The 25,724-nt window shown below is 68.5% G+C and carries 22 protein-coding genes; 13 read left to right on the forward strand and 9 right to left on the reverse strand.

What is annotated here, in order from left to right; translation table 11 throughout:
* Positions 1 to 13: 13 nt before the first annotated feature.
* From OC534_RS14510 to OC534_RS14520, 3 genes are all read right to left on the reverse strand, one after another.
* Positions 14 to 862, reverse strand: coding sequence for a MurR/RpiR family transcriptional regulator (locus OC534_RS14510; protein WP_262072027.1), 849 nt, complete (start codon positions 860 to 862; stop codon positions 14 to 16).
* A gap of 72 nt (positions 863 to 934) precedes the next feature.
* The gene (locus OC534_RS14515) at positions 935 to 2,041 is read right to left on the reverse strand and encodes a dipeptide epimerase (protein ID WP_017357505.1); all 1,107 of its coding nucleotides are present in this window, start codon (positions 2,039 to 2,041) and stop codon (positions 935 to 937) included.
* Positions 2,038 to 3,486, reverse strand: a complete 1,449-nt coding sequence (locus OC534_RS14520) for an SH3 domain-containing protein (RefSeq protein ID WP_136007076.1) — start codon at positions 3,484 to 3,486, stop codon at positions 2,038 to 2,040. The genes OC534_RS14515 and OC534_RS14520 overlap by 4 nt, the downstream gene beginning before the upstream one ends.
* Before the next feature lie 207 nt (positions 3,487 to 3,693).
* Here OC534_RS14520 and OC534_RS14525 point away from each other — a divergent pair, with 207 nt between their 5' ends.
* The 9 genes from OC534_RS14525 to OC534_RS14565 all read left to right on the forward strand — a co-directional run bounded on the left by OC534_RS14525 (position 3,694) and on the right by OC534_RS14565 (position 14,467).
* Positions 3,694 to 5,106, forward strand: coding sequence for a transglutaminase domain-containing protein (locus OC534_RS14525; RefSeq protein WP_262072065.1), 1,413 nt, complete (start codon positions 3,694 to 3,696; stop codon positions 5,104 to 5,106).
* A 43-nt stretch (positions 5,107 to 5,149) separates the two neighbouring features.
* The gene (locus tag OC534_RS14530) at positions 5,150 to 8,152 is read left to right on the forward strand and encodes a TonB-dependent receptor (protein WP_017355914.1); all 3,003 of its coding nucleotides are present in this window, start codon (positions 5,150 to 5,152) and stop codon (positions 8,150 to 8,152) included.
* A gap of 64 nt (positions 8,153 to 8,216) precedes the next feature.
* Positions 8,217 to 9,746, forward strand: a complete 1,530-nt coding sequence (locus OC534_RS14535; RefSeq protein ID WP_262072028.1) for a serine hydrolase — start codon at positions 8,217 to 8,219, stop codon at positions 9,744 to 9,746.
* Positions 9,700 to 10,437 carry a M15 family metallopeptidase gene (locus OC534_RS14540; protein WP_262072029.1) on the forward strand — a complete coding sequence of 246 codons (738 nt, stop codon included), beginning with the start codon at positions 9,700 to 9,702 and terminating at the stop codon, positions 10,435 to 10,437. Before OC534_RS14535 ends, OC534_RS14540 begins: the two co-directional genes overlap by 47 nt.
* 64 nt (positions 10,438 to 10,501) lie before the next feature.
* Entirely contained in the window at positions 10,502 to 10,879 is a 378-nt protein-coding gene (locus tag OC534_RS14545; protein ID WP_262072030.1) for a hypothetical protein, read from the forward strand.
* Positions 10,880 to 11,099: 220 nt separating this feature from the next.
* A complete protein-coding gene (locus OC534_RS14550) occupies positions 11,100 to 11,516 on the forward strand; it encodes an EF-hand domain-containing protein (protein ID WP_017355910.1) in 417 nt (138 codons plus the stop codon).
* Between the two features lie 137 nt (positions 11,517 to 11,653).
* Entirely contained in the window at positions 11,654 to 12,403 is a 750-nt protein-coding gene (locus OC534_RS14555) for an HAD family hydrolase (RefSeq protein WP_017355909.1), read from the forward strand.
* A 31-nt stretch (positions 12,404 to 12,434) separates the two neighbouring features.
* Positions 12,435 to 12,980: a hypothetical protein gene (locus OC534_RS14560; RefSeq protein ID WP_262072031.1), complete on the forward strand. Its 546-nt coding sequence runs from the start codon at positions 12,435 to 12,437 to the stop codon at positions 12,978 to 12,980.
* 119 nt (positions 12,981 to 13,099) lie between these two features.
* Positions 13,100 to 14,467, forward strand: a complete 1,368-nt coding sequence (locus OC534_RS14565; protein ID WP_262072032.1) for a VOC family protein — start codon at positions 13,100 to 13,102, stop codon at positions 14,465 to 14,467.
* A gap of 24 nt (positions 14,468 to 14,491) precedes the next feature.
* Here the strand turns inward: OC534_RS14565 and OC534_RS14570 are convergent, their stop codons facing one another.
* On the reverse strand, positions 14,492 to 16,006 hold the full coding sequence (locus OC534_RS14570) for an acetyl-CoA hydrolase/transferase family protein (RefSeq protein WP_262072033.1): 1,515 nt from the start codon (positions 16,004 to 16,006) through the stop codon (positions 14,492 to 14,494).
* 314 nt (positions 16,007 to 16,320) lie between these two features.
* On the opposite strand from OC534_RS14570, the gene glnE reads away from it, so the two are divergent.
* A complete protein-coding gene (glnE, locus tag OC534_RS14575; RefSeq protein ID WP_262072034.1) occupies positions 16,321 to 19,149 on the forward strand; it encodes a bifunctional [glutamate--ammonia ligase]-adenylyl-L-tyrosine phosphorylase/[glutamate--ammonia-ligase] adenylyltransferase in 2,829 nt (942 codons plus the stop codon).
* A 316-nt stretch (positions 19,150 to 19,465) separates the two neighbouring features.
* Here the strand turns inward: glnE and OC534_RS14580 are convergent, their stop codons facing one another.
* From OC534_RS14580 to OC534_RS14600, 5 genes are all read right to left on the reverse strand, one after another.
* Positions 19,466 to 20,020 carry a queuosine precursor transporter gene (locus OC534_RS14580; RefSeq protein WP_017356638.1) on the reverse strand — a complete coding sequence of 185 codons (555 nt, stop codon included), beginning with the start codon at positions 20,018 to 20,020 and terminating at the stop codon, positions 19,466 to 19,468.
* Between the two features lie 85 nt (positions 20,021 to 20,105).
* Complete coding sequence (locus OC534_RS14585; protein WP_017356637.1) at positions 20,106 to 20,627, reverse strand: hypothetical protein; 522 nt, start codon at positions 20,625 to 20,627, stop codon at positions 20,106 to 20,108.
* Between the two features lie 5 nt (positions 20,628 to 20,632).
* The gene (locus tag OC534_RS14590) at positions 20,633 to 21,139 is read right to left on the reverse strand and encodes a hypothetical protein (RefSeq protein WP_017356636.1); all 507 of its coding nucleotides are present in this window, start codon (positions 21,137 to 21,139) and stop codon (positions 20,633 to 20,635) included.
* Between the two features lie 34 nt (positions 21,140 to 21,173).
* Positions 21,174 to 22,037, reverse strand: a complete 864-nt coding sequence (locus OC534_RS14595; RefSeq protein ID WP_166472535.1) for a DUF2145 domain-containing protein — start codon at positions 22,035 to 22,037, stop codon at positions 21,174 to 21,176.
* 37 nt (positions 22,038 to 22,074) lie between these two features.
* Positions 22,075 to 23,043, reverse strand: a complete 969-nt coding sequence (locus OC534_RS14600; protein ID WP_166472536.1) for a mitochondrial fission ELM1 family protein — start codon at positions 23,041 to 23,043, stop codon at positions 22,075 to 22,077.
* 96 nt (positions 23,044 to 23,139) lie between these two features.
* Between OC534_RS14600 and OC534_RS14605 the strand changes: the two genes are divergently transcribed.
* The 3 genes from OC534_RS14605 (at position 23,140) to OC534_RS14615 (ending at position 25,662) form a co-directional block, all read left to right on the forward strand.
* On the forward strand, positions 23,140 to 23,730 hold the full coding sequence (locus tag OC534_RS14605; protein ID WP_017356633.1) for a malonic semialdehyde reductase: 591 nt from the start codon (positions 23,140 to 23,142) through the stop codon (positions 23,728 to 23,730).
* An 83-nt stretch (positions 23,731 to 23,813) separates the two neighbouring features.
* Positions 23,814 to 24,524: a YceI family protein gene (locus tag OC534_RS14610; RefSeq protein WP_017356632.1), complete on the forward strand. Its 711-nt coding sequence runs from the start codon at positions 23,814 to 23,816 to the stop codon at positions 24,522 to 24,524.
* A gap of 352 nt (positions 24,525 to 24,876) precedes the next feature.
* Positions 24,877 to 25,662, forward strand: a complete 786-nt coding sequence (locus OC534_RS14615) for a hypothetical protein (protein ID WP_262072035.1) — start codon at positions 24,877 to 24,879, stop codon at positions 25,660 to 25,662.
* The last annotated feature ends 62 nt before the right edge of the window (positions 25,663 to 25,724 follow it).

The following is a 25,724-nucleotide window of genomic DNA, read 5'->3' on the forward strand; positions in this document are numbered from 1 at the left end:
AACCAGGGGTCGATCAGGTGTCGATCAGGTGTTCGATCCGTTCCAGGTTCACCCCGAGCTGGCGGTGGCGGTCCGGGTTGGCGTGGCACAACAGGACGAAGACGAAGTCGAGCAGGGACTGCAGCGAAGCACGGTACAGCAGCTGGGCGACGTGCGGCGCAGGGTCGTGCGCGCAGACCACCAGTGACCGGTCGGCATGCGCGCGCAGCGGATTGGCGCTGTGGCGGGTGATCGACACCACCTTGCCACCCATGTCCTGGAACTGCCGCGACAGCTGGAACAGCTGCGGCAGCTTGCCGAACTCGGAGAACACCAGCATCGCATCACCGGCCCGTGCCGCCGACAGGTTGGCCATCATCAGGATCGGGTCGGCATGGTGCACCGTCAGCATGCCCAGCAGCGACAGCCGCATGGCGAATTCGCGCGCGTACAGGCCGTCGTCGCCCAGCCCATAGACGAATACCTTGGGCGCGCCATCGAGCAGCCGCACGATGGCCTCGACATCGGCCTGTGGATTGGCCAGGCCGGTCTCTTCCTCGGCGGCTGCCTTGCTCAGGCGCAGGCGTGCGGCGATGCCGGCGTAGTCGTCGTCGGCGCTTGGCGACGGCGGGTGGGCCTGTGGATCGTGGCCGGCGCGCGCCACCGCTTCGCCGATGGAGTATTTCAGGTCCGGGTAGCCCTTGAAGCCCAGCTTCTGGCTGAATTTGACCACGCTGGACTGGCTGATCCCCAGCGCACTGGCCAGCTGCTGGGACGAGTAGTCGCGCAGCAGGTGGGCATTGTCGAGGATGAAGTCGGCGATGCGGCGCTCGATCGCCGACATGTGGTCACGCTCGGAGCGGATTTTCACCAGGGGCGGCATGGGGCTCAGCGTGGGTCCGGTTGCAGAAAGGGTAAGCGGGATCAACGGGCGGTGGTAGCGCCCGGCCGCGGCCTACCAGCGCGGCGGCGTGATCATCTCCAGTCCGCGCACTTCGGTGATCCCCAGCCCGGGCGCATCGCTGATGGTGATCTCCGATTCGTTGAAGTTGACCCCGCCGGTGACCGGGTTGAACTGCCCCAGCGAGGGACCGTCCAGGTCCACCTTGGTGATCACCTCGCTCTTGGCCACCGCCAGGTGCACGGCGGCCGCCACGCTGATGCTCGACTCGATCATGCAGCCGATCATGCACGGCACGCCGTAGATGGCGGCGATGTCGGCGATGCGGATCGCGTTGGAGAGCCCGCCGGTCTTCATCAGCTTGATGTTGATGATGTCCGCCGCGCGCTGCTGGATCAGGTCCACCACCTGGCCGGGATTGAACACGCTTTCGTCGGCCATCACCGGCGTGTTGACGCGGTCGGTCACGTACTTCAGCCCGCTGATGTCGGCCGCCTTGACCGGCTGTTCCAGCAGCTCCAGCACTACCCCGGCCTCTTCCAGCGTGCGCATCGCATACACGGCCTGCTTGGCGGTCCAGCCCTGGTTGGCGTCCAGGCGCAGCAGGGCGCGGCCCTGCACGGCGGCGTGGATCGCCTTGACCCGTTCGATATCCAGGCCGATGTCCTTGCCGACCTTGATCTTCAGCGACTCGAAACCGCGGTCGATGGCCGACAGCGAATCGGCCACCATCTTGTCGATGTAGTCCACGCTGATGGTGATGTCGGTGGTGATCACCGGATCGCCACCGCCGAGCATGCGGTACAGCGGGGCGTTGTGCAGCTGCGCCCACAGGTCGTAGAGCGCGATCTCCACCGCCGCCTTGGCGCTGGTGTTGCGCTCCAGCGAGGACTGGACCAGGCCACACAGATGGTTGAGGTTGGCCACGTCCTGGCCGATCAGGCGCGGCTTGATGAAGGTGGTGATGGCCTCGATGATCGAGCCGTGGGTGTCGCCGGTGATCACCGCGGTGGCCGGCGCCTCGCCGTAGCCGGTGTGGCCACTGTCGGTACGTACCAGCACCACCACATCTTCCACGGTATCCACGGTGCGCAGCGCGGTCTTGAACGGGGTTTTCAGCGGCACGCGCAGCATGCCGAGTTCGATGTCGGTGATCTTCATTCAGGGGTCTTGGCTCGAATGCGCTGGATGTTGGTGATGCGGTCGATGTAGCTGGCGGTGTCGCTGGCCATCATCGGCTCCAGCGGTGTCACCGACACCCCGTTGAGATGTGCCTGCACCCGCGTGCCGTCGGCGCCGGACCAGCTGCCGCCGGCGGTGTCGTGGATCAACCAGGTGCGGCCGTCGAGGTGGCCGATGGTGACCATCACGTGGCCGGGGATATAGACCAGGTCGCCGACCTGCAGCTGCTGTACCGCCGCCTCGCGACGACCCTTGCCATCCTTCGCGTCGAAGGCGAGGCGGTCCAGTGCCGGGCTGACGGCCTGCGCGCTGGTGTTGCGCGGCACGAGCACGCCGACGCTGCGGTAGATCTCCGAAACGAAGCCGCTGCAGTCGCGGGTGTCGTAGTCGTGGCCCCAGCCGTAGCGCTCGCCGAGGAACTTGAAGGCCTGCTGCAACAGCGTGCGCGGGGTCAGCGGCAGGTAATCGGCCGCGCTGTCCTGCGAACGCGGCAGCAGCGCCGGTACCAGCGCCAGGCGGCCATCGGGGTCGCGCACCGGCATCTGCACCACGTGCGCGGCATGTGCCTGCTGGCCGTTGACCGGCGTATTGGCCGGCCAGTCGGCCAACACCGGCAGGCGCACGCCCATGTCCAGCTGCAGACGCGACACGCGCGGTTCTTCGGGCGTGTAGGCGGTGAACGCGGTGGCACCGGTAATCACCCGGTACGGGCCGTGCTGGCCGTAGCCGAGCACCGTCTCGGCATCGCCGATGCCAACGTAGCGCCGCTCGATCCAGGCCGAGTAGCGCTCGCTGGTGATGAACAGCCACTGCCCGTCGGCGCTTTCATGCAGTACCGCCACCGCATCGCCGGGGAACAGGGCCGACTCCTGGAAGCGGTCGATATCGGTGTCGCCCTGCGTGGTGAACACCCGCAACGTGGTCGGGAAGGCGCGCAGCGCGGCGCGATGGGTCACCAGGCCGTACTGCAGCGGGCGCTGGGCCGGCACCGCCTCCAGACCGAGGTTGGCCAGTGCGGCGCGGCGTTGTGCCTCACTGATGGGCTTCCCCTCCACGCCATACAGCGGCTTGGTCGGCCAGCGCGACAGCGCCTGGATGTCGGCCAGCACCCGCGCGCGCGGCAGCTGCGCCGGCAGGGCGCGCAGGTCGTGAATGGACGGGTCGGTGGCGCGCATGCGCGCGTTCTGCGCGGCGATGCCGGCACGGTCGAGGATCACGCGGTCCGGGTCAGGCAGGCGAGCGGCCCAGAACGCCGGGTCCAGGTACGCCTCGCGCAGGCCGATCACACCCAGGGTGTCGGCGGCCGAGGCGGCAGGCGGCGGGGCATCGGCGGCACCGGCCGTGCCGCCGGCCAACAGCGTCAGCAGCAACGCGCGGGCCAGCCACGGGGTCCGCACGGGGCGGCAGGGGGAAGCCAGGATCATGGAGCGGTCACCCTCCTCGGAAGCGTCAGGAATATTTATTCCTTTTTTCATGGAAAGCAAGAATAAATTATTGACCGACTTCCCACCTCGTGTTACACAGCGATTACCACCCGCACCTTGGGAAGTGTCGCTGTGGATCCTGCTTCGCGCAAACCGTCTTCATGCCGTCGTGCCGTCTGGCGCACCGTTGCCTGCCTGCTGCTGGCGCTGCCCCCGCTGTGGGCCGCGGCGGCCGTGCCGTTGCCGCAGGTGATCTCGCAGATCGACCGTGGCGCGTTCGCCGAAGCCGATACCGCCATTGCCGCTGCGCTGCAGGACGCCACGCTGGGCACGGCCGCGCGTGAGGACTACGCCTTCCAGCGCGAACGCATGGCGCGCATCCGGCTCGACTTCACTCTGGATGCCGAGGTCGCCAAGACGCAGGTGCGCCGGCAGATTCCGGACCTGCGCGACGACGAGTTCGCGCGCTGGGACGCGGCCGGGCTGATCGAGCACCTCGATATCGATGGACAGCGGCGCTACTTCAAGCGCGCACCGTCCAATCTGTTCCGGGTCAGCGCGGAGGCACGCGCGCGGCGGGCGCCCTCGGTACCGGACCCGGTCGATGGCCCCTACGAACACCTCGGCCCGCACCACCACGAGATTGTCGCGGCCGCGCGCGCCAGCGGCGCCACCAGCTTGGTGCCGCGCCGGGTCGAGGTCACCCAGTCGCTGGTGGTCAAGGCCGATGCCGTACCTGCCGGCGAGACCGTGCGGGCGTGGATTCCGTATCCGCGTGCGATCCCCGGCCAGCAGCAGGACATCCAGTGGATCGCCAGCACGCCGGCCGGCGCGCGCATCGCCCCGGAGGCGACGCTGCAGCGCACCGCCTACCTGGAGCAAACCGCCGTGGCCGGCACGCCCACCGCCTTCCAGATCCGCTACGCGGTCACTGTGTACGCGCGGCATGTCCCGATCGACCCGGCCAAGGTGCTGCCCACCCCGGACGATCCGGCGTTGCAGCCCTACCTGGCCGAACGCGCGCCGCACATGGTGTTCACACCTGCGCTGCGCGCGTTCTCGCAGCGCGTGGTGGGCGCCGAAACCAACCCCTATCGCATCGTGCAGCGGCTGTTCGACGCGGTCGACCGGATCCCGTGGGCGGGCGCACGGGAATACTCCACGATTTCCAACATCAGCGACTACGCCCTGCATGCCGGCCACGCCGATTGCGGCCAGCAGACGCTGCTGCTGATGACCCTGCTGCGTCTCAACGGCATTCCGTCGCGCTGGCAGTCCGGCATGGTCTATTCCGATGACGCCGTGGGCTACAACAACCTGCATGACTGGGGTGCGGTGTACCTGGCGCCATACGGCTGGGTGCCGATGGACGTGACCACCGGCCGCCTGGACAGTCCCGAGCCCGCGCTGCGCGACTTCTACCTCGGTGGCCTGGATGCCTACCGCATCGCCTTCAACGACGACTATGCCCAACCGCTGGTGCCGGCCAAGCAGCACGCCCGATCGGAGACCGTGGATTCCCAGCGCGGCGAAGCGGAGTGGTCCGGCGGCAATCTGTATTTCGATCAATGGAACTACGACTTCCAGTCGCACGTGGTGCCGCTGGAGGCCGCGCGGTAATCGGCGGTATCCCTGATTCAACATCTGCAGGAGAGAGCAGGCAATGAAGGTGAATCGATTGAAGCGGGCGGCGCTGTGCGTCGCACTGGGGGCGTGTCTGGGCAGCGTGGCGCCGATGGCGCTGGCGCAGGACGGTGCGGTGGTAGGCAAGCTCGTCACCGATGGCGGGCAGGCGCTGGACAACGCCACGGTGACCGTACGCAATCCGGCCACCGGCTTTGTGCGCTCGGTGAAGGCGGATGCCAATGGCGGCTATCGCATCCCGCTGCTGCCGGTGGGTACCTACGATCTTGAGGTGTCGGTTGGCGGTGGCGCTGCCACACGCGTCGGCCAGGTGGATGTCGGCCTGGGCAACACCACCACGGTCAACGTACCGGTCAGTGGCGTGAACACGCTGGGCACGGTGGAAGTGCGCGCACCGCAGGTGGTGTCGATGGTGGACGTGAAGTCCACCGAATCGGCCACCAATATCACCCGCGAAGAACTCTCGCGCCTGCCGGTGGACCGCGATATCACCGCCGTAGCGCTGCTGGCGCCCGGCGCGGTGAAGGGCAAGGGCTCGCTGGGCGGGCAGGGCATCTCCTTCGGTGGCTCCTCGGTGGCCGAGAACACCGTCTACATCAACGGCCTGAATGTCACCGACTTCTATAACCGTGTCGGCTTCTCCTCGGTGCCGTTTGCGTTTTACCAGGAATTCCAGGTCAAGACCGGCGGCTATTCGGTGGAGTTCGGGCGCAGCACCGGCGGTGTGATCAACGCCGTGACCCGTTCGGGCAGCAACGACTTCAAGGCCGGTGCCGAACTGGTGCTGGAACCGCGCGCCTGGCAGTCGCAGGCGCGCGACCGCTACGACGCCGACGGCAGCCGCTACATCACCGCCAGCCGCGATGACTATTCGCGCAGTGCGCTGAACGTATTCGCGTCCGGTGCGCTGGTGCAGGACAAGCTGTTCTTCTTCGGCATGTACGAAGCGCGCGACTACAGGCCCAACTCCACCAACGATGCCGGCACCGTGCTCAACCGCGGCACCGCAGACGACCCGTTCTGGGGCGGCAAGCTCGACTGGCAGATCACCGACAACCAGATGCTGTCGCTGTTCGGCTTCTCCGACAAGAGCGACACTGTCACCGACGTCTACCGCTACAACTACGACACCGGCCTGGCCGAGGGCGACCGCACCAACCAGATCTACAACACCGTGGGCGGCACCAACTGGTCGGGCACCTACAGCTGGCAGGTCAACGACACGCTGACCATGAAGCTGATGTACGGCGAGAACAAGCGCAACCGCTCGCAGAGCAGTCTGATGGACGAGAACTGCAACCGCGTGTTCGACAACCGCACCGCCAGCCAGGGCGTACCCACCGATCTGCAGGGCGACCGCAGCTGCACCAGCAGCTCGCAGCTGGAGTCGGCACTGGACACCCGCAAGGCCGGCCGCGCCGACTTCGAATGGTCCATCGGCAACCACCTGCTGCGCTTCGGCCTGGACCGCGAGGAGAACACCTCCGATTACGAGCGCGCCTACCCCGGCCCGGGCGGTCTGCGCTACGACGTGTACTACCGCACCCCCGGCAGCTCGCTCAATGGCGGCGTGGTGCCGGCCAGCGGCCTGGTCGTGCGTACCCGCCGCTATGAAGTGGCCGGCTCGTTCGAGACCATCAACTCGGCTTACTACCTCGAAGACAACTGGCAGGTCACGCCGAATTTCCTGCTCAACATCGGCGCGCGCATGGAAGGCTTCGACAACAAGGGCGGCGACGGCGACAGCTACATCAAAATCGACGACATGATCGCCCCACGCCTGGGCTTCTCCTGGGACATGCGCGGCGACGGCACCACCAAGGTGTTCGGCAACCTTGGGCGCTACTTCCTGCCGGTGGCCAATGTCATCAACATCAAACAGGCCGGCGGCTTCCTCGACGAGCGCACCTGGTACGAGTTCCTCGGCTACAGCGGTGCCTCCAACAACGTGCCCTACCTGGGGGGGCAGATCGGCCCCGTCGACAACTCGCAGGGCGATGGCAGCGTTCCGGACCTGCGCGCCGAGGTGAACCGCGACATGGACCCGGTGTACCAGGACGAGGCGATCCTGGGCTTCCAGCACATGCTCAGCGAATCCTGGTCGGTGGCCGCCAGCGTCACCTACCGCCGCCTGCACAACGCCATCGATGACATGAACATCACCGCCACCGCCCAGTGCGGTGCGGTGGACAGCGTGTGGATCATGGGCAATCCCGGCCGCACCAACACCGTGTGGGGCGACAGCGACTGCGACGGCAGCAACGATGCATGGATCGACATCGACACCTCGCGCGAAGGCTGGGCGCTGTACGACGACGATGGCAACTATGTAGGGCAGCGCGGCTGGGTCAAGCCCAAGCGCGACTACAAGGCGCTGGAACTGCAGGTCGACCGCGCCTGGGATGGCGTGTGGGGCTTCAATGCGTCCTACACCCTGGCCTACGGCCGCGGCAACGCCGAAGGTCCGGTCAACTCCGATACCGACTTCGCCGATTCGGGGCGTACCGAGAACTTCGACAACCCGTGGGTGAACTACCGCGGCTACGGCTACCTGGCCAACGACCGCCGCCACCAGTTCAAGTTCCGCGGCAGCTACGCGGTGACCGGGAACCTGACCGTGGCCGCCACCCTGGGCGTTCAGTCGGGCAGCCCGATCACCCGCTTCGGCGCCGGCAACCCGTTCGACGACACCGACTTCCACAGCTACTACGTGTGCGTGGCCAACTGCCAGGCGTCGGTGCCGCCGTCCGAGCGCGTATTCGTGCATTCGCCGCGCGGTGGCGATGGCCGCACCCCGTGGACCTACGATCTGGACCTGAGCGTGGCCTACAAGGTTCCGGTGCCGCTGGATCTGCGCGTCAAGCTGGCGGTGTACAACGTGCTCAACCAGCAGCGCACCGTGTCGGTGGACCAGGATTACGAGCCGCAGGACAGCATCGGCACGCCCAATCCGCTGTACGGTTTCGGCACCGGGTTCCAGTCGCCGCGCTACGCGCAGTTGACGGTGACCTGGAACTACTGAGTCCCCAGGGCGGCCCGTCCCGCGGGCCGCCGCGGAGAATGCGATGCGCAGCAGGTGGTGTGCCATGTTGGGCCTGCTGGTGGCGGGGAGCGCCCCTGCCGCCGGCACCGGCCCGGCGGCGGCGGTGTTCGACCCGATGTACGACCAGGCCCGTCAGCGGGACGTGGCCGGCATGGCGGTGGCCGTGGTCGATCAGGGCCAGCTCGTCTACGAGCGTGCCGAAGGACCGCGCGGCGACGCCGCCGATACACAGGTCGATGCGGATACCCTGTTCAAGATCGCCTCCAACAGCAAGGCGATGACCGCTGCGCTGCTGGCACGGCTGGTGGAGCGTGGACGGCTGCGCTGGGATGACCCGGTCATCCGCTATCTGCCGCAGTTCCGCATGCACGATCCGTGGGTCACCCGGAACATGCAGGTGCGCGATCTGCTTGTTCACAACAGCGGGCTGGGGCTGGGCGCGGGCGACCTGATGCTGTGGCCCGAGCCCAACCACTTCACCCGCCAGGACATCATTGCCGGCCTGGCCCACCTCAAGCCGGTGACCAGTTTCCGCAGTGGCTATGCCTACGACAACCTCCTGTATGTCGTGGCTGGCGAGGTCGCCGCCGCTGCCGGTGGCAAGCCCTACGACGAGCTGCTGCGCGAGGAGGTGTTCGTGCCGCTGGGGATGACGCGCTGCCAGGTGGGCGCGTGGTCGGTGGCGCAGGTGGGCAATGTGGCCCAGCCGCACCGGCATGCGCACGGCCGGCCGGTGGTCGAGGGCGCCGATGGCGACACCAGCTCCGACCTGCCTTCGATGGCGGCCGGCGGCATCCGCTGCAGCCTGCGCGACATGACCCGCTGGATGCAGGTGCTGCTCGATCCCACCCTGGTGCCGGACTGGCTGGGCAGTGCGCAGCGGCAGGCACTGTGGACCGCGCACATGCCGATGCCGCTGGGCGAGCGCCAGCGTCACTGGGACAACGCGCATGTGTTCGCCTATGGCTACGGCTGGCGACTGTCGGACATGGATGGGCAGTGGAAAGTGGCGCATACCGGGACCCTGTCGGGCATGTACTCCTCGCTGGCGCTGCTGCCCGACCGCCGTGTCGGCGTGGTGATCCTGATCAACAGCGATGCCGAGGACGCGCGCACCGCGCTGATGCAGGCCGCCTTGAAGCACTACACCGCACCGGCGGCGGGAGAGACAGTGGCGGGCTATCTGCGGCAGCTCGATGACGAGCGTGCCGCGCGCCGCAGCGCCGGCCACGTGCGGCCCGATACCCGCGCGCGCCGACCCGCGCCGCTGGCCGCCACCGTACGCTGGCAGGGGCGCTACCGCGATCCCTGGCTGGGCGAGGCGTCGGTGTGCCCCGAACGGGGCGTGCTGCGGCTGCAGGTGGACAAGTCGCCGCGGCTGCGTGGCCGCGTGATGCAGCTTGGCAACCGCTGGCTGGTGCAGTGGGATACGCTCGGTGCCGATGCCGAGGCCTGGCTGCAGCCCGATGACGGCACGCCGCCTGGCATCGCCCTCGCCGCGATCGACCCGGGGATCGACTTCAGTTATGACTACCAGGACCTGCATTTCACCCGCATCGGCGATTGCCCATAGCCTGCTGGCCGTCGCGCTGGCGCTGCCCGTGCAGCCCGCAGGCGCAGCCACGGTGACCGTCTCGTCGGCGCGCGATCTGGCCGAGGCCGGGCTGGTGGACGTGGGCCGGGCCATTCCCGGCCTGGACCTGGATATCCGCTATGCCGGCCCGGACAACTTCACCGCCGCGCCGGTTCCCGGCTACGAGGCACCCAGGTGCTACCTGCTCGCACCGGTCGCTGCGGCGCTGGCCCGGGTGCAGGCCGATCTCCGGCGCGACGGCTTCGCTCTGCGCATTTACGACTGTTACCGGCCGGTGCGGGCGGTGCAGGCGTTCGTCGCCTGGGCGCACGATCCGTCCGAGCAGTCGCGCAAAGCGCTGCAGTATCCGCAGGTGGACAAGCCGGACCTGCTGGATGGCTACATCGCCGGGACCTCCGGCCACAGCCGCGCCGCCACCGTCGACCTGACCCTGCTCGACTGCCGCGCCGGCCCCTGCACCGCCCTGGACATGGGCACCGGTTTCGACTTTTTCGGCGCGCGCGCCCACACCGATGCGCCGGACATCAGTGCCGCACAGCGCGCCCACCGCCAGCAGCTGCTGCGCGCGATGCAGCGCCACGGCTTTGCCAACTACCCGCTGGAGTGGTGGCACTACACCCTGCAGCCCGAGCCCAGCCCCGCCACCGCCTACGACATCCCGGTGCGCTGAGCCGCAGGGCCGGGTCGCCCCGGCGCACCGCTACACTGTGCGCTGACCTGCCGACCGGACCGCGATGAACCTGCCACTGCACTTTGGACTGCTGGGAACGCTGGAAGCGGGCCTGATCGCGTTGCTGGTCGGGCTGCTGGTGTACAGCCTGTGGCACTGGCTGTGCCGTTGGGCGCAGTGGTCGATGGGCCACGCCATCGGCTGGTCGTGCGTCATTGCGGTGATCGTCTCGGCCGGCATCGATGCCTGGAAGCTGTTCTACATGGGCATGATGCGGCTCGAATCGCCGTTGTATGCGCGGTTGTTCCTGGCCAGCATCCACGATCCGAACGAACTGGGCTCGCGCGTCGTGCTGGAAGTGGCCGGCGCGTTGGGCGGTGTCGCCCTGGGCTGGATGATATTCAGTTCGCGCTCAGGCGAAAAAAACGCCACCCACGACTGAGTTTCCGTTCGCATCCGGTTAAATCCGGGCCGGTTGAATGCGTGTCTTACTGTCTGCTCACCTGCGCGTAACCAGGGCGGTAATCCACGCCCTGGGCCGGGTGGTTAAGACCGTGTGCGGGCGTTGATCGCGACGCAATATCGATTCACAAAAGGGCTGGCAGGGTGGAGGCCGTGCGGAAACAACGGCCGCGCACCATCCACCCAAGGAGACCACCCCAATGACTATTCGCAACCGCAAGCCCCTGATCGCACTGATCGTCGCCGCCGGCAGTGTGTTGGCCATTCCGGCGATGGCCCAGTCGGCCCAGCAGAGCGCCGCGCAGGCCCAGACCCAGGCGGCGCAGGCGCAGCAGGCGGCAGCGCAGGCCGGTGACGCTGCCGATGCAGCGTCCGGTGCCGCGGCACAGGCCTCGGCCCAGGCCAACGGTGGCGGCGGCCAGACCTGGGCCAGCGTCGACACCGACGGCAACGGCACCATCAGCAAGGCCGAATCCCAGGTCAACGCCGGCCTGGCCCAGGTTTTCGACCAGGCCGACACCAACAAGGACGGCGAACTCAGCCCGGATGAATACAAGGCGTATGTCGCCGCCCAGCAGGGCGCGGCTGCCGGCAACGGCGCACAACCGGGCAAGTAACGCGATCCCGCACAGGCAGGGCCCGACACCGCTGGACACCGGTGAACGGCAGTGAGGGGGAAGGGCGGCTTCGGCCGCCCTTCTTTTTGCCTGTTTCCGTCATTGGGCGCGATGCCCGGTGTTGCTATCCTTGGCCGATGATGACCTCCATGCCCACGCCGCAAGGCGCTATCGGCCTGGTCGGTTTTGACGGTGACGACACGCTGTGGAAGAGCGAAGACTATTACCGCAAGGCCGAACAGGACTACCTCGACATCCTGTCGCGCTACATCGACGTCCACGACACCCGGACTGCGCGCCACCTGCTGGAAGTGCAGCAGCGCAACCTCGGCGTGTTCGGTTACGGCGTCAAGGGCATGACCCTGTCGATGGTTGAAGCGGCCATCGAGATCACCCGGCAGATGATCAGCGCGCGTGACTTGCAGCAGATCCTCGACATCGGTCATGACACCCTGCGTCACCCGGTGGAACTGATTGACGGGGTGCGCGAGTCGGTCACCGAGATTGCCCGCGAGTACCCGGTCGTGCTGATCACCAAGGGCGACCTGTTCCACCAGGAAGCCAAGATCAAGGTGGCCAACCTGCGCGATCTGTTCCCGCGCATCGAGATCGTGTCGGAGAAGGACCCGGAAACCTACGCACGCGTGCTCGAAGAGTTCGACCTGCCGATCGCGCGCTTCTGCATGGTGGGCAACTCGCTGCGCTCGGATATCGAGCCGGTGATCACGCTGGGCGGCTGGGGCATCCATACCCCGTACGCCGTGACCTGGGCGCATGAAACCCAGCACGGGGTGGCGGACGACGAGCCGCGCATGGTCGATGCCCCCACCGCCTTCGATTGGCCGCAGGCACTGCGCGCCATCGAAGCCAAGGCTGTGCAGGCCTGACACGCATGCAGCGCTGCGGCAGAATCGTCCCATGACCCTGCGCACGCTGCTTGCCCTGTTGCTGCTGGTGCTGCCTCTGGCCGCACCGGCACAGCAGACACCGGAGAAGTCCGCGGCGTATGTCGTGGCCACCGGCGATGACTGGGTGGATGCGCAGCTGCGCGACATCAACCACTACGCCGAGCGCTACCCCGACAGTTTCCTGGACGAGGTCTCGCGCTATGCCGGCGTCCCACGCGGGTATATCGCCGCGCTGATGTACACCCACGGCTGGCAGGCCGGCGACATCTACTTCGCGTGCTTCTGGGCCCATGCCATCGGCCGGTCGTGCCGCGACAGCGTGCAGGCCTGGAGCCGTGCCGTGCCGGCCGAGGGGCAACCGCGCCAGTGGCAGGACGTGGTGCAGGACCTGCCGGTCGCGCCGCAGAACCTGCACTGGCGCGCGCTGCGCCACGCCATCGTGGCCAGCCACGACCACTGGGACCGTCCGGTCACCCTCGACGCCACCCTGCAGCGCCAGCTCGGCGACCACGCCCAGCGCCAGCGTGCCGCGCGCAGTTCAACGTCCACGCCCTGAAGCGGCGGCCGTTCGCGGCATCGGTGGATTCGTGCTGCTATGCAGATCGCCGCCGCCGGCCCGCTCGGCGACAATACGCGCTTGCCTGTTCCCCCCCGTGATCCGTTGCCGAGTACGTAATGAGCGCCGACCGTTTCGTTTCACCCGACGATATCCGCAGCCTGTTCGCCCAGGCCATGTCCAGCATGTACCGCACCGAAGTGCCGTTGTACGGCACGCTGGTGGACCTGGTGGCCGAGATCAACGATGCCGTGCTCACCGCCGATCCGGCGCTGGCCGGGCAGATGGACCGCACCGATGAGCGCGCGCGCCTGGCGCAGGAGCGCCACGGCGCCATCCGCGTCGGCACCGCCGAGGAACTGGCCACGCTGGGGCGCCTGTTCGCACTGATGGGCATGTACCCGGTGGGCTACTACGACCTGTCCGTGGCCGGCGTGCCGGTGCACTCCACCGCGTTCCGCCCGCGCACGGCCAAGGCGCTCGCGCACAACCCGTTCCGCGTGTTCACCTCGCTGCTGCGGCTGGAGCTCATCGAAGACGCCGCGCTGCGCGAGCAGTCCGCGCAGATCCTGGCACGCCGCCGCATCTTCACCGACGAGGCGCTGGCGCTGATCGCGCAGGCCGAGCGCGATGGTGGGCTGGATCAGGCCGACAGCCGGCGTTTCGTCATTGCCGCGCTGGAGACCTTCCGCTGGCATGGCGATGCCACCGTGTCGCTGGCCACCTACCATGCCCTGCACGACGCCCATCGGCTGATTGCCGACGTGGTCAGCTTCCGTGGCCCGCACATCAACCACCTCACCCCGCGCACGCTGGACATCGATGCCGCCCAGGCCGGCATGCTCGCGCGCGGCCTGGCCGCCAAGGCGGTGATCGAAGGCCCGCCGCCGAGGCGTTGCCCGATCCTGCTGCGCCAGACCAGCTTCAAGGCGCTGGAGGAGCCGGTGCACTTCCCGTCGGGCGACAGCGCCGATGCCGGCACCCATACCGCGCGATTCGGCGAAATCGAGCAGCGCGGCCTGGCGCTCACGCCCAAGGGGCGCGCGCTGTACGACCAGCTGCTGGCCCAGGCGCGCGACAGTGGCGGCGCCGGCAGCACCGGCCAGGACTATCCGACCCGCCTGGCGGCGGCCTTCCGTGCGTTCCCGGACGATCACGACACCCTGCGCCGCGAAGGGCTGGGGTATTACCGCTACGCGCTTACCGACGCCGGCCGTGCCGCCCCCGACGCCGTTGGCGATCTTCCGGCCGAGGCACTGATCGCCGCCGGCCTGGCCAGCGCCGATCCGATCGTCTACGAGGATTTCCTGCCGGTCAGCGCTGCGGGCATCTTCCAGTCCAATCTCGGCGGCGAAGAACAGCGCGCCTACGCCGCCCACGCCAACCGCGACGCCTTCGAGCACGCGCTGGGCATGAAGGTCGAAGACGAGTTCGCCATCTACGAGCGCCTCCAGGCCGAGTCGCTGGCCACCCTCCACGCCCGGTAGTGCCGGCCGCTGGCCGGCACTCCCTCACACCTTCATCGTTCCCGTATCCAGCCACCGCTGGTGCCACGACAACGCTTCGGGCAGCAGGTGCGGCGTGTGCTTGCCGTAGCTGTCGCGGCTGGCGCGCTCGACGTAGTCCTTGAGCTGGTCGCGGAAGTCCGGGTGCGCGCAGTTGTCGATCACCACCCGCGCGCGCTTGCGCGGGGTCAGCCCGCGCAGATCGGCCAGGCCCTGTTCGGTCACGATCACCGACACATCGTGCTCGGTATGGTCGACGTGGCTCACCATCGGCACGATCGCCGAGATCGTGCCGTTCTTGGCCGTGGACGGGCTCAGGAAGGCCGACAGGAACCCGTTGCGCGCAAAGTCGCCCGAACCGCCGATGCCGTTCATGATCCGGCTGCCCATCACGTGGGTGGAATTGACGTTGCCGTACAGATCCACCTCGATCATCCCGTTCATGCCGATGCAGCCCAGTCGGCGCACCAGCTCGGGATGGTTGGAGATCTCCTGCGTCCGCATGATGATGCGCTCGCGGTAGAAGTCGATGTTCGCCTTGAACGTTTCATTGGCCTGCGGGCTCAGCGCGAACCCGGTGCACGAGGCATAGCTCAGCACGCCGTCGCGCAGCAGGTCGAGCATGCCGTCCTGGATCACTTCGGTGAACGCACTCAGGTCGCGGAAGCCGCTTTTGCCCAGCCCGGCCAGCACGGCATTGGGAATGTTGCCCACGCCCGACTGCAGCGGCAGCAGGTTGGCCGGCAGGCGGCCACGCGCCACTTCGTGCTTCAGGAACTCGATCAGGTACGCGGCGATCTGCTCGCTGGTGCTGTCGATGGGGCTGAACGGGCTGTTGCGGTCCGGTCCGTTGGTACGCACCACCGCCACGATCTTGTCCGGGTCGCAGCGCAGCGCCGTCTCGCCGATGCGGTCGTTGGCATGCACCAGCGGGATCGGCTTGCGGTGCGGCGGCAATGCCGTGCCGTAGTAGATGTCATGCATGCCGTTCACGCCGGCCGGCTGCCACTCATTGACCTCGATGATCACCTTCTTGGCCAGGTCCAGCCAGGTCTTGTTGTTGCCCACCGACGTGGAGGGCACCAGCGACCCGTCTTCGCGGATCGCCGAGACCTCGATCACCGCCGTGTCGATCTCGCCGTAAAAGCCGAACCAGACGTGCTGGGCGACGTGGCTGAGATGGATGTCGATGTAGTCCAGCTTGCCAGCGTTGATGCGGTTGCGCGCGTCCGGGTCGCTCTGGAACGGCATGCGCATGGCGATGCCGTCGGCCTTGGCCAGCGCACCATCCAACTCCGGGGCGGTGGACGCGCCGGTCATCAGGCTGATCTGGAACGGTTGGCCCTGGGCATGGACGGCCTCGATGCGCTGGGCAAGCGCGATCGGCACAGCCTTGGGATAGCCCGAACCGGTGAAGCCACTCATGGCGACAGTTTCGCCCGGCTGGATCAGGGCGGCGGCGGCTTCGGCGGATACAACGCGGTCACGCAGACGCGCGTTGGCAATGCGATCGACAGACATGACGACAACGTTTCTGGGGGGATTCACATTATCGGCGATCCGATCCCCCCCGGGTGTGCGACCAAGGTGGGATGGCAATCCAGGCAGAGCGCTCCCTGTTCAGGTTTATCGGCACTTCTGTACCCGCAAGTATTGTTTTGCAGTGCAGCGTGCAAGTTCTCCGCCGACCCTAGAAGATCGACCTGCATCCCGACGTGGGGGAGGGAGCAGAGCCCGCTGGCAGTTCGCTGCAAGCGGGCTTTTTTATGCCCGCCGTTCGGGATCGACGGTCCCGCCGCTGCGCTGCGTGTGCACGCGCCCGGCATAATCCCCGCATGCCGATGCCCGCCGACGCCGTCCCCGCCACCCTCGTTCCCCTCGTCGACCGCGCCCTCGCGCGCCTGGCGCTCTCGCTCACCGACGGCGGCCACTGGCCTCCTTCGGCCGACGTGCTCGACCAGGTCCGCCTGCTGGCCATCACCAGCGACTTCGCCATCGACACCCTGTGCCGGCAGCCGGCGCTGCTGTCGCACCTGGCCCAGCCCGGTTGCCCGCCGTTGCCGCTTCCCGCGCTCGACCCCCAGCATCCCAGCGACTGGCCGCAGCGCCTGCGCCGCTACCGTACCGCCGCCTCCACCCGGCTGATCTGGCGTGACCTGGCCGGCCTCGACGACGTGCCCGCCACCCTGGCCGGCGCCACCACCCTGGCCGAAGACTGCCTGGGCCTCGGCCTGGCCGCGCTGGAGCAGGAGTTTGCCGGCCGCCACGGCGTGGTGCGCGCCGCCGACGGCAGCGCCCAGCAACTGGTCGTGTTCGGGCTGGGCAAGCTCGGTGGGGGCGAACTCAATTTCAGTTCCGATGTCGACCTGGTCTACGCCTACCCCCAGGGCGGCGAGTCCGACGGCGCCCGTCCGCTGGCCGCCGAAGAGTATTTCGCCCGGCTCGGCCAACGGCTGGCCAAACTGCTCGACGACACCACCGTGGACGGCTTCAGCCACCGCGTGGATCTGCGCCTGCGCCCGTTCGGCAGCGCCGGCCGGGTGGCCCTGTCGTTCGCCGGCATGGACCAGTACTTCCAGCGCGAAGGCCGCGACTGGGAGCGCTACGCCTGGCTGAAGGCGCGCGCGGTGGCCGGCGACATCGCCGCCGGCGAAGCCTGGCTGCAGACCCTGCGACCGTTCGTCTACCGCCGTTACCTCGACTTCACCGCGCTCGACGGCCTGCGCGAGATGAAGGCGGCGATCATCGCCGAAGTGGCGCGCCGCGAGATGTTCGATGACATCAAGCGTGGCCCCGGTGGCATCCGCGAGATCGAATTCCTGGCGCAGGCGCTGCAGTTGATCCGCGGTGGCCGCGACGCCTCGCTGCGCGAGCGCCGCCTGCTGCACGCACTGCCGGCGCTGGTCGCCTGCGGCCAGATGGCCGCCCGGGACGGCGCCGACCTGCTGCAGGCGTACGCCTTCCTGCGCCGCCTGGAAAACCGTCTGCAGATGCTGCGCGATGCCCAGACCCACGCGCTCCCGGCCGATCCCACCGACCGCCTGCGCATCGCCGTCGGCCTGGGTCATGCGGACTGGGATGCCCTGGTTGCCGCGCTGGAGGTGCAGCGCCAGCGCGTGGCCACCGAGTTCGGCGCGCTGCTGGCCCCGCGTGCCGGGCAGGCCGCGCCCGATGCGCTCGCCAATTACTGGCGTGGCCTGCCCGACGCCGGCAGCGCCGAGGTGCTGGCCAGCGCCGGCTTCCACGATGCCGGGGGGGCCGACCAATCGCTGCGCGACTTTGCCCAGTCCCTGGGCGTGCGTTCGCTGTCCGATGGGGCGCGTGCGCGCCTGGACCGCGTACTGCCCGCGCTGCTGCATGCCGCCACCGGCTCGCCGCACCCCGATGCCGCGCTCAAGCGCGTACTCGGTCTGCTCCAGGCCATCCTGCGGCGCACCAGCTACCTGGCACTGCTCGACGAGCAGCCCAGCGCCCTGGCGCGGCTGGTGGACGTGCTCGCGCGCAGCGCGCTGCTGTCCGAGCGGCTGGCGGCCTATCCGTTGCTGCTCGACGAACTGCTCGACGTGCGCGTGTCCGGGCCGATGCCCGATGCTGCGGCAATGCAGGCCGAGTGCGACGCCGCGCTGGCCGTGGACGATCCCGAAGCCGCCCTGCGCCTGCTCAATGAAACCCGCCTGGCGCTCAGCTTCCGCATGGCGATGGCCACCCTCGACGGCCGCCAGCGTGCGGTCGACACCACCCGCCAGTTGGCCGAACTGGCCCAGGCGGTGGTGGTGACCGTGCTGGCGATGGCCGAGGCCGACCTGCGCCACGTCCACGGCGCCATTCCCGGCGGCCGCTTTGCGATCATCGGCTACGGCAGCCTCGGCGGACTGGAGCTGGGCTTCGGCTCGGACCTGGACCTGGTGTTCCTGCACGACCATCCGGCCGGCGTGGACGCCAGCGATGGCGCGCGCCCGCTCGATCCCGGTCGCTGGTACGCGCGGCTGGCGCAGAAGGTGATGGCGCTGCTCGGCGCCGTCACCGCCGCCGGGCGCCTGTACGACATCGACGTGCGCCTGCGCCCGGATGGCGGCAAGGGCACGCTGGTGTCGTCGCTGGCCAGCTACACCGAGTACCAGCGCGAGCGCGCATGGACGTGGGAACACCAGGCCCTGGTACGCGCGCGCGGCATCGCCGGCGATGCGGGCCTGCTGGCCGATTTCGACACCGTGCGTGCGCAGACGCTGGGCCGCGCGCGCGACCGCGACGTGCTGTATGCCGATGTGGTGAAAATGCGCGGCCGCATGCGCACCGAACTGGACCGCAGCGACGCCGCGCGGCTGGACCTGAAGCAGGGCGCCGGCGGCATCGTCGATCTGGAGTTCCTGCTGCAGACCGGCGTGCTCGACAGCGCCGCCAGCCACCCGCAGGTGCTGCAGCCGCGCGACACCCCCCGCCTCATCGACGCCCTGGCCGACATCGCCTGGCTGCCGGGCGGCACCCGCCAGGGCCTGCACGCCGCCCACGCCGCCCTGCTGGATGTCGGCCTGGCCTGCACCCTGGATCGCCGCCCACGGCTGGCCGCGCCCACCCCGGCGCTGGAAGACGCACGGATCATCATCAGCGCCGCCTGCGATGCAGCCGGGCTTCCCTTCCAGGCAGCGGTAAACGCCGCCGGCTGACGCGCGGACGGACGAGGGCCCCAATGCGCGCACGGGACGGGCGGGCAAACCGGATGCGCAACACCGATGCGCGCGGGACACGCGGACAACACGGATGCGCAACGCGGACGCGCACGGAACGGGCGGACAACACGGATGCGCAACACGGACGCGCACGGGACGGGCGGACAACACGGATGCGCAACACGGACGCGCACGGGACGGGCGGGCAACACGCGCCCTCGTAGAGCCGGGTTCTACCCGGCTGCTTTTCGCGGCCACCCCCCAGCCCGGCAGATCCCGGCGCAATACAAAGGCAGCCGGGTAGAACCCGGCGCTACGCCGTACGCGGCGCCATGCGCCACAGCAGCGCGCGGAACGGCGCCAGCAGGAACACACCGATCGCCAGCTTCACCGCCAGATCGCCCGCCGCCCAGCTCACCCACGGCAGGCCGGACCCCGCAAACGCGATGCTCCAGAAAATCGTCGTGTCCAACGTCGCACTGCAGGTGGTGGCCACCATCGGTGCACGCCACCAGTGGCCGCGACGCAGACGGTCGAAGACGGTGATGTCCAGCAGCTGCGCGGCGATGAAGGCCAGGCACGACGCCACCGCAATGCGCGGCGTCGCGATCCAGATCGACAGCAGTACCGCCAGCGCGAAACCCGCCCAGGCCACCTTGCGCGCGGCCTGCGGGCCGAACCGGCGGTTGATCAGATTGCTGACCAGGAACGCCACCGGATAACTGAAGGCCCCCCAGGTCAGCCAATCGTTGATCGGGTACTGCACCAGCACGTTCGACCCCAGCACCACCGTGCCCATTGCCAGCACCGCCAGCAGCAGCGAGCGCACGGTCAACGGGGCAAAGGCAATGGCAGAACGCACAGGCATGGCGCACCGGGGGCAGGCGGGGAAGCGGCGGATTATCCCGCCTGACGCAGCGCGGGGCCACCCCGCGCCGGTGCCGTCGGTTCAGCTAGAAGCGCTCGCTCATGCGCTGGGCGGCCGCATCGCTGGTCGGCAGGAACGCCAGCGCCGTGCCGTCGGCCGCGGCCACCGTCCAGCCCGCACCAAGCGGCGTCGGCCTGAACTCCAGCACGTCGCCCACCTTCACACCGGCGGCCGGGTTATCGGCGCGCGCCGGCCAGGCCACCACGGCCAGGTCCTGAGGCGCCTGCGGATTCTGCAGCGCCACCTCGTAGCTGCCGTCGGCCTGCTGCTGCACCCGCTCCACGGTCAGCGGCGGCAACGGGCCGGCACGCCTCGCCTCGCGTCCGGCGCGGTGGTGGCGTGCAGCGGCGTCATGCATCTCGCTCACCCCCAGCGCGCTCAGCCACACCGGCGCGGTAATCACCGCCAGGCTTACCACCGAGGTGGTCAACACACTGCTGGTGACGGGCGAGGCATGGGCGAAGTTCTGCGCGGAGGCCATCGGCGCGCCGGCAATCAGCCCCGGCACGAGCAACGGCACAACGGCCAAGCGGGTGATCCGCTGCATGCGGCTCACCAGCGCTCACTGGCCTGCGTTGCCGCGGCCTCCGGCGTCGGCAGGAAGGCGAGGGCAGCACCGTCGTCGGCCTGCACCATCCATCCCGCCCCGGCATCGGTTGGCGCAAAGGTGAGGACATCGCCCACCTTCAATTGTGCGGCCGGGTTGTCCGGGCGCGCCGGCCAATTCACCAGCGCGTTCTGCTCGGGCGCTTCGGGGCGCTGCAGCGCCACGTGATAACCACCATCGGGCTGACGCTCCACAGCCTGCACCGCCATTGGCGGCAATGCGGCGGCCTTGGCCGGCTTCTCGCGGCGCGTGCTCTCGCCCACGGCCTTCGAGCCGCCAGCCACCAGCAGCACCGGCGACACCGCGATGAACGAAATCGCATACACACTCACCACCGCGCTCACCGCCGACTGCTGATTGCCCGTCAGGTTGCCGGCCTGCGCCGGCAGCACCGCCGACACGTGCATCCCGAGCACGGCGAGGGCGAGGGCGGATTTGCTCAACAGATGCATGACAGAACTCCTTGGCACGATGAAACGAAGGGGGTTACGGCCTGGGTGCCGTGATGCCGGCAACGGGAACATGCGCCACCGACAGTTCCTGCTGCAGGCTGCTGCGCTGCTGCAGGAAATCGAAGATCGACTCCACCGTCACCACTGAATAGTTGCCGGAGATGCGCTCGCTGGCGGGGTGGTCGGTGACCGCCGCGTTGGGCACGAAAAAGCGCGCACCCAGACGCTTGGCCACGCCGATGTGCAATGTGCTGGGCGTATACCTGTGCCGCTGCAACCATGCCTGCGCCTGGGTGCGGTTGACGATCAGGGTGCCTTCCTCCACCTGCGCCATCGCCGCGCCCAGCACTTCCAGCACCCACTGGTTGGAGTTCTGGTACTCGGTACGGAACGGGTAGGCCACCACGCTGTAGCGCGCTTCGTGCAGGGCACGCGCCTGGATCGCCGGCTGGGTCAGCATCGCCTTGAGCGCATCGCGCAACGCCGGCGTCGGCACGCCGATACGCAGGTCGGTATGGCTGGAGGTTTCACCGATGAAGGTGGCCACCCCCTCGCGGAACAGATGCGATTGGGCGGTCTTGCACGGATTGAGCAGGTGCACCGCACGCCACTGGCCGTCGTCTTCGCGTACCAGGAAGGCCACGTGGCTGTGGCGCAGCCCGTACCGGCTCAGATCCTGCCCGCCGCGCGCGACAAGCACGACGTCCACGCCGTCAAGCGCATCGAGCTGTTCGGTGGTCGTCAGCGCCACATCGAACATCGACGCCAGCGCGGCCGGGGTGGGATAGCGTTCCACGCACGCTGGTTCGGCCTGCGCGATGGCGGCGGCACCCATCAGCATCGCGCACAGCAGTGCACGGTGCAGGCGCGCGGTCATCGCGGGTCGGGCGTCATCCATGTGGCGTGTTCTCCAGCGGCACCGTGCCGCCGCGGCATCATACCGGCAGCAACCGTTCCCGCACCTGAGCGGCAATCCGCGCCGTCTCGCGCAGCGGTTCAATGCGGCCATCGGTGTGCCAGTCCAGCCAGCGCGTCTGCAACCGCCCGCGCTCGTGCAAGGCCCGCTGGAAGCGCGCCATGCGGCCCTGCGCCTGCGTGGCCAACGCCACGCTTACCGGCATGCGCGTGGCGCACGCTTCGGACAACAGGTTCACCGAATCGGGCGACACCACCACCCGGTTGGCCCAGCCCAGCAGCCCGGCATACGGATTGACGCCATCGCCGCCGTCGCCCCAGATCACATGCGGCAGATCGGCGAAGGCACTGCGCAGCGCACCCACCAACGCGGCCGGTGTGCGTCGCGACGTGGTTGCCAGCAGGCTGCCGCCCTCGGCACGTACCTGCGCCGCCACCTGCTGGAATACCTGCACCATGTCAGGCTCATGCCAGGGCGCATGCGGGGTAGGGCCACCCACCAGCAGCGCCGTGCGGGGGCCGGGCAGTTCACTGAAAGAGGCGAACGCGGCACGGCCACAGGCCAGCCAGTCGTCGTTGACCGGATTGAGGCTGCCCAGCAGGGTCAGCACGTTGCCGCCGCGCAGGGTGTCGTGCTCGGGCACCACCACCAGATCCCAGTGGCGCGCGCCGATACGCGGATCGAGGATCTGCACCACTTTGCTGCCGTGCCGCCGCAGTTCCCGCAGCGCGCCGGCTGCCTGCCGGCCACAGCCGATCGCCAGTGCCGGCGGCGCGGCGGCCAGCGCCGTGAAGGCCTCGCCGTAGCCCTGTGCCATGCCGGGCAGCCAGCGCGGCGCCAGCCAGCGCCACGGTGCGCGCGGGCTGAGTACCAGCGGACGATGCGCCCCCAGCTTCAAGGCCGAGGCCAGGGCCACCGCCTGCCGCACATTGCCGGCACGGCCGTCAGTGATCGTCCAGGGAGGACTCCATCGTTTCACGTATGGCATTAATTCGTTTCAGTCAGGCTGGGTGTTGCAACTGTCACGACACTCTACACTGCCAGCCTTCGCCGATCCGCCCCGATTCCCTTTTCTGGAGGCTTCATGTCCCACGTACTCAACGATGCTGCGCTCGACCAGTTGTTCCGTACCGCCCGCACCCAGAATGCCTTCCTCGACACGCCCGTCGAAGACAGCCAGCTGCAGGCCCTGTACGAGCTGCTGAAGTGGGGCCCCACGGCCGCCAACTCGAGCCCGGCGCGCTTTGTGTTCGTGAAGTCGCCCGAGGCCAAGGCCAAGCTCGCCCCCGCGCTGTCCGAAGGCAACCATGACAAGACCCTGGCCGCGCCGGTCACCGTCATCATCGCTTTCGACGAAGACTTCCACGAGAAGCTGCCCTACCTGTTCCCGCACACCGACGCCAAGGCCTGGTTCGACGGCCCGCGCGAAGGCCGCACTGAGTCCGCGTTCCGCAACGGCAGCCTGCAGGGCGCCTACCTGATCCTGGCCGCCCGCGCGCTGGGTCTGGATGCCGGCCCGATGTCCGGTTTCGACCCGGCCAAGGTCGACGAAGCCTTCTTCAAGGGCACGTCCATCAAGTCGAACTTCCTCGTCAATCTGGGGTACGGTGACCCGTCGGGCCTGTTCCCGCGCCTGCCGCGCCTGTCCTTCGACGAAGCGGCCCGCATCGAGTAAGCGTTTCCGCTGGATCCTGCCCGTCCGCGCGGACGGGTGGTTGCAATGCTTCCTTCCCTTCGCATCCGAGAGAGAGACCTGACATGACCGTGACCCGCAAACTGCTCCTGCCGCTGGCCCTGACCCTGGCCATCGCCGCCTGCTCCAAGCCGGCCGACGACGCCGCCGCCCCGGCCGCCGACGCGGCGCCGGCCGCTGCTGCTGCCGAAACCACCACCCCGGCTGCCGATGCCGCTGCTGCCGCACCGGCTGCCGAAGCGATCCAGATCGCCTCGGGCACCTACAAGCTCGACCCGACCCACACCGACGTGCTGGCCCAGTGGAGCCACTTCGGCTTCTCGCACCCGAGCGCCCACTTCGGCGCTGCTGAAGGCACCCTGGTGTATGACGCCGCCGACGTCACCAAGTCGACCGTGGAAGTGAAGCTGCCGCTGACCGGCCTCAACAGCTTCACCGCCAAGTTCGACGAGCACCTGAAGAGCGCCGACTTCTTCGACGCCGCCAAGTTCCCGGCCGCCACCTTCAAGAGCACCAAGGTGGAAGCTGCCGGCACCAACAAGCTGACCGTCACGGGCGACCTGACCATCAAGGACATCACCAAGCCGGTGACCCTGGACGTCACCATCAACGGCGGCGGCGAACACCCGATGGCCAAGGTGCCGGCGGCCGGCTTCGATGCCACCACCACCATCAAGCGCAGCGATTTCGGCGTGGGCGCATACGCCCCGAACGTCAGCGATGAAGTGACCATCCGCATCACCACCGAAGCCACCGGCGAAAAGCCGGCCGCGTGATCCCTCCCCACGCGTCGTGAGATGCAGAAAGCCCGCCGCACGGCGGGCTTTTTGCTGAAAACGACACCGAATCGCATCGCGCTACCGCGACCGCCTCGTAGCGCCGGGCTCTGCCTGGCCGCCCTCCGTTCCGCACCCCATGCGCCACCCGCGACAGCCCCGTAGCGCCGCGCTCTGCCCGGCTGCTCTCCCTTCCGCACCCCATCGCGCTACCCGCGACAGCCGCCTGGGGCCGCGCTTTGCCCGGCTGCTGTCCGTATCAAAACCGGTACCTCGCATCGCGCCATGCACGACAGCCGGGCAGAGCCCGGCTCTACAATGAGCGCTGCATTTCGCAATCAAGGACGCCTACGTGCAAGACGCACAGTACTGGATGATGGAATTCTGGACCGGCCTCAGCCTGCTCGACCTGATCGGCGGCGCGGTCATCGGCACACTGATCGGCCTGCTGCTCGGCATCGCCACCTGGTTCGCCCTGCGCCGCCGCCGCTGGCTCGCACGCCAGCGCCGTTGGCATCACTGGTTGATCGCCAGTTACGTCGTCGTACTGCCCCTGTTCTTCGCCTTCACCGGCCTGCAGCTCGGCTTCGCCGCAGGCGCGCAGCGCGCCCTCTACAAACAGATCGACCACTTCCAGCCCCACCTGCAGACGCTGGTCGGCGACTGGCAGCAGGAGTTCGAGCGCTCGCTCGACGACCAGTCCTTGGCCGCCCTCATGCGCAGCGATGCCACCGTGCATGAGGTTGCCCGCGATGCCGTGGATGCCTACCTCACCGACCACCCGTTGCCGGGTGCCGAGTACCTGCAGGGCGAAGGCTGGGTGATGCGCTGGACGCGCGGCGGCCTGCAGCGCCTGCGCGGCGCACTGATGTCAGAATGGGTCGAAGACAGCCTGGCCAAGCAGGCCGGCCGTACCGGCGTGGACAAGGCCGTCTTCCGCGAAGCCCTCGGCATGCGCATGAACGAACTGCTGCACACCCAAGGCGTGATCCGCCTGCTCAAAGCACAGCTCAGCTCCATGATGCCCGGCCTGTACCTGGGCCTGCTGCTCCCGCTGCTCATCATCATGGTGCTGGTGCTGCTCGAAATATGGCTGGCCCACCGCTTCAACTGGCGCCGCACCCCGCCAGCCCCGTAGCGCCGAGCTCTGCTCGGCTGCCGTCCGTTCCGGCACCGATAGCCCACCATCGCGCTGCGCGC

The organism is Stenotrophomonas sp. Marseille-Q5258, assembly GCF_946900935.1.
Classification (GTDB): Bacteria; Pseudomonadota; Gammaproteobacteria; order Xanthomonadales; family Xanthomonadaceae; genus Stenotrophomonas; species Stenotrophomonas nematodicola.

What these genes read in the sequence shown, in the direction of transcription:
- OC534_RS14510 (WP_262072027.1), bottom strand. Translation starts at nt 862, where the DNA reads ATGCCGCCCCTGGTGAAAATCCGCTCCGAGCGTGACCACATGTCGGCG.
- OC534_RS14515 (WP_017357505.1), bottom strand. Translation starts at nt 2,041, where the DNA reads ATGAAGATCACCGACATCGAACTCGGCATGCTGCGCGTGCCGCTGAAA.
- OC534_RS14520 (WP_136007076.1), bottom strand. Translation starts at nt 3,486, where the DNA reads ATGATCCTGGCTTCCCCCTGCCGCCCCGTGCGGACCCCGTGGCTGGCC.
- OC534_RS14530 (WP_017355914.1), top strand. Translation starts at nt 5,150, where the DNA reads ATGAAGGTGAATCGATTGAAGCGGGCGGCGCTGTGCGTCGCACTGGGG.
- OC534_RS14535 (WP_262072028.1), top strand. Translation starts at nt 8,217, where the DNA reads ATGTTGGGCCTGCTGGTGGCGGGGAGCGCCCCTGCCGCCGGCACCGGC.
- OC534_RS14540 (WP_262072029.1), top strand. Translation starts at nt 9,700, where the DNA reads ATGACTACCAGGACCTGCATTTCACCCGCATCGGCGATTGCCCATAGC.
- OC534_RS14545 (WP_262072030.1), top strand. Translation starts at nt 10,502, where the DNA reads ATGAACCTGCCACTGCACTTTGGACTGCTGGGAACGCTGGAAGCGGGC.
- OC534_RS14550 (WP_017355910.1), top strand. Translation starts at nt 11,100, where the DNA reads ATGACTATTCGCAACCGCAAGCCCCTGATCGCACTGATCGTCGCCGCC.
- OC534_RS14555 (WP_017355909.1), top strand. Translation starts at nt 11,654, where the DNA reads ATGATGACCTCCATGCCCACGCCGCAAGGCGCTATCGGCCTGGTCGGT.
- OC534_RS14560 (WP_262072031.1), top strand. Translation starts at nt 12,435, where the DNA reads ATGACCCTGCGCACGCTGCTTGCCCTGTTGCTGCTGGTGCTGCCTCTG.
- OC534_RS14565 (WP_262072032.1), top strand. Translation starts at nt 13,100, where the DNA reads ATGAGCGCCGACCGTTTCGTTTCACCCGACGATATCCGCAGCCTGTTC.
- OC534_RS14570 (WP_262072033.1), bottom strand. Translation starts at nt 16,006, where the DNA reads ATGTCTGTCGATCGCATTGCCAACGCGCGTCTGCGTGACCGCGTTGTA.
- glnE (WP_262072034.1), top strand. Translation starts at nt 16,321, where the DNA reads ATGCCGATGCCCGCCGACGCCGTCCCCGCCACCCTCGTTCCCCTCGTC.
- OC534_RS14580 (WP_017356638.1), bottom strand. Translation starts at nt 20,020, where the DNA reads ATGCCTGTGCGTTCTGCCATTGCCTTTGCCCCGTTGACCGTGCGCTCG.
- OC534_RS14585 (WP_017356637.1), bottom strand. Translation starts at nt 20,627, where the DNA reads ATGCAGCGGATCACCCGCTTGGCCGTTGTGCCGTTGCTCGTGCCGGGG.
- OC534_RS14590 (WP_017356636.1), bottom strand. Translation starts at nt 21,139, where the DNA reads ATGCATCTGTTGAGCAAATCCGCCCTCGCCCTCGCCGTGCTCGGGATG.
- OC534_RS14595 (WP_166472535.1), bottom strand. Translation starts at nt 22,037, where the DNA reads ATGGATGACGCCCGACCCGCGATGACCGCGCGCCTGCACCGTGCACTG.
- OC534_RS14600 (WP_166472536.1), bottom strand. Translation starts at nt 23,043, where the DNA reads ATGCCATACGTGAAACGATGGAGTCCTCCCTGGACGATCACTGACGGC.
- OC534_RS14605 (WP_017356633.1), top strand. Translation starts at nt 23,140, where the DNA reads ATGTCCCACGTACTCAACGATGCTGCGCTCGACCAGTTGTTCCGTACC.
- OC534_RS14610 (WP_017356632.1), top strand. Translation starts at nt 23,814, where the DNA reads ATGACCGTGACCCGCAAACTGCTCCTGCCGCTGGCCCTGACCCTGGCC.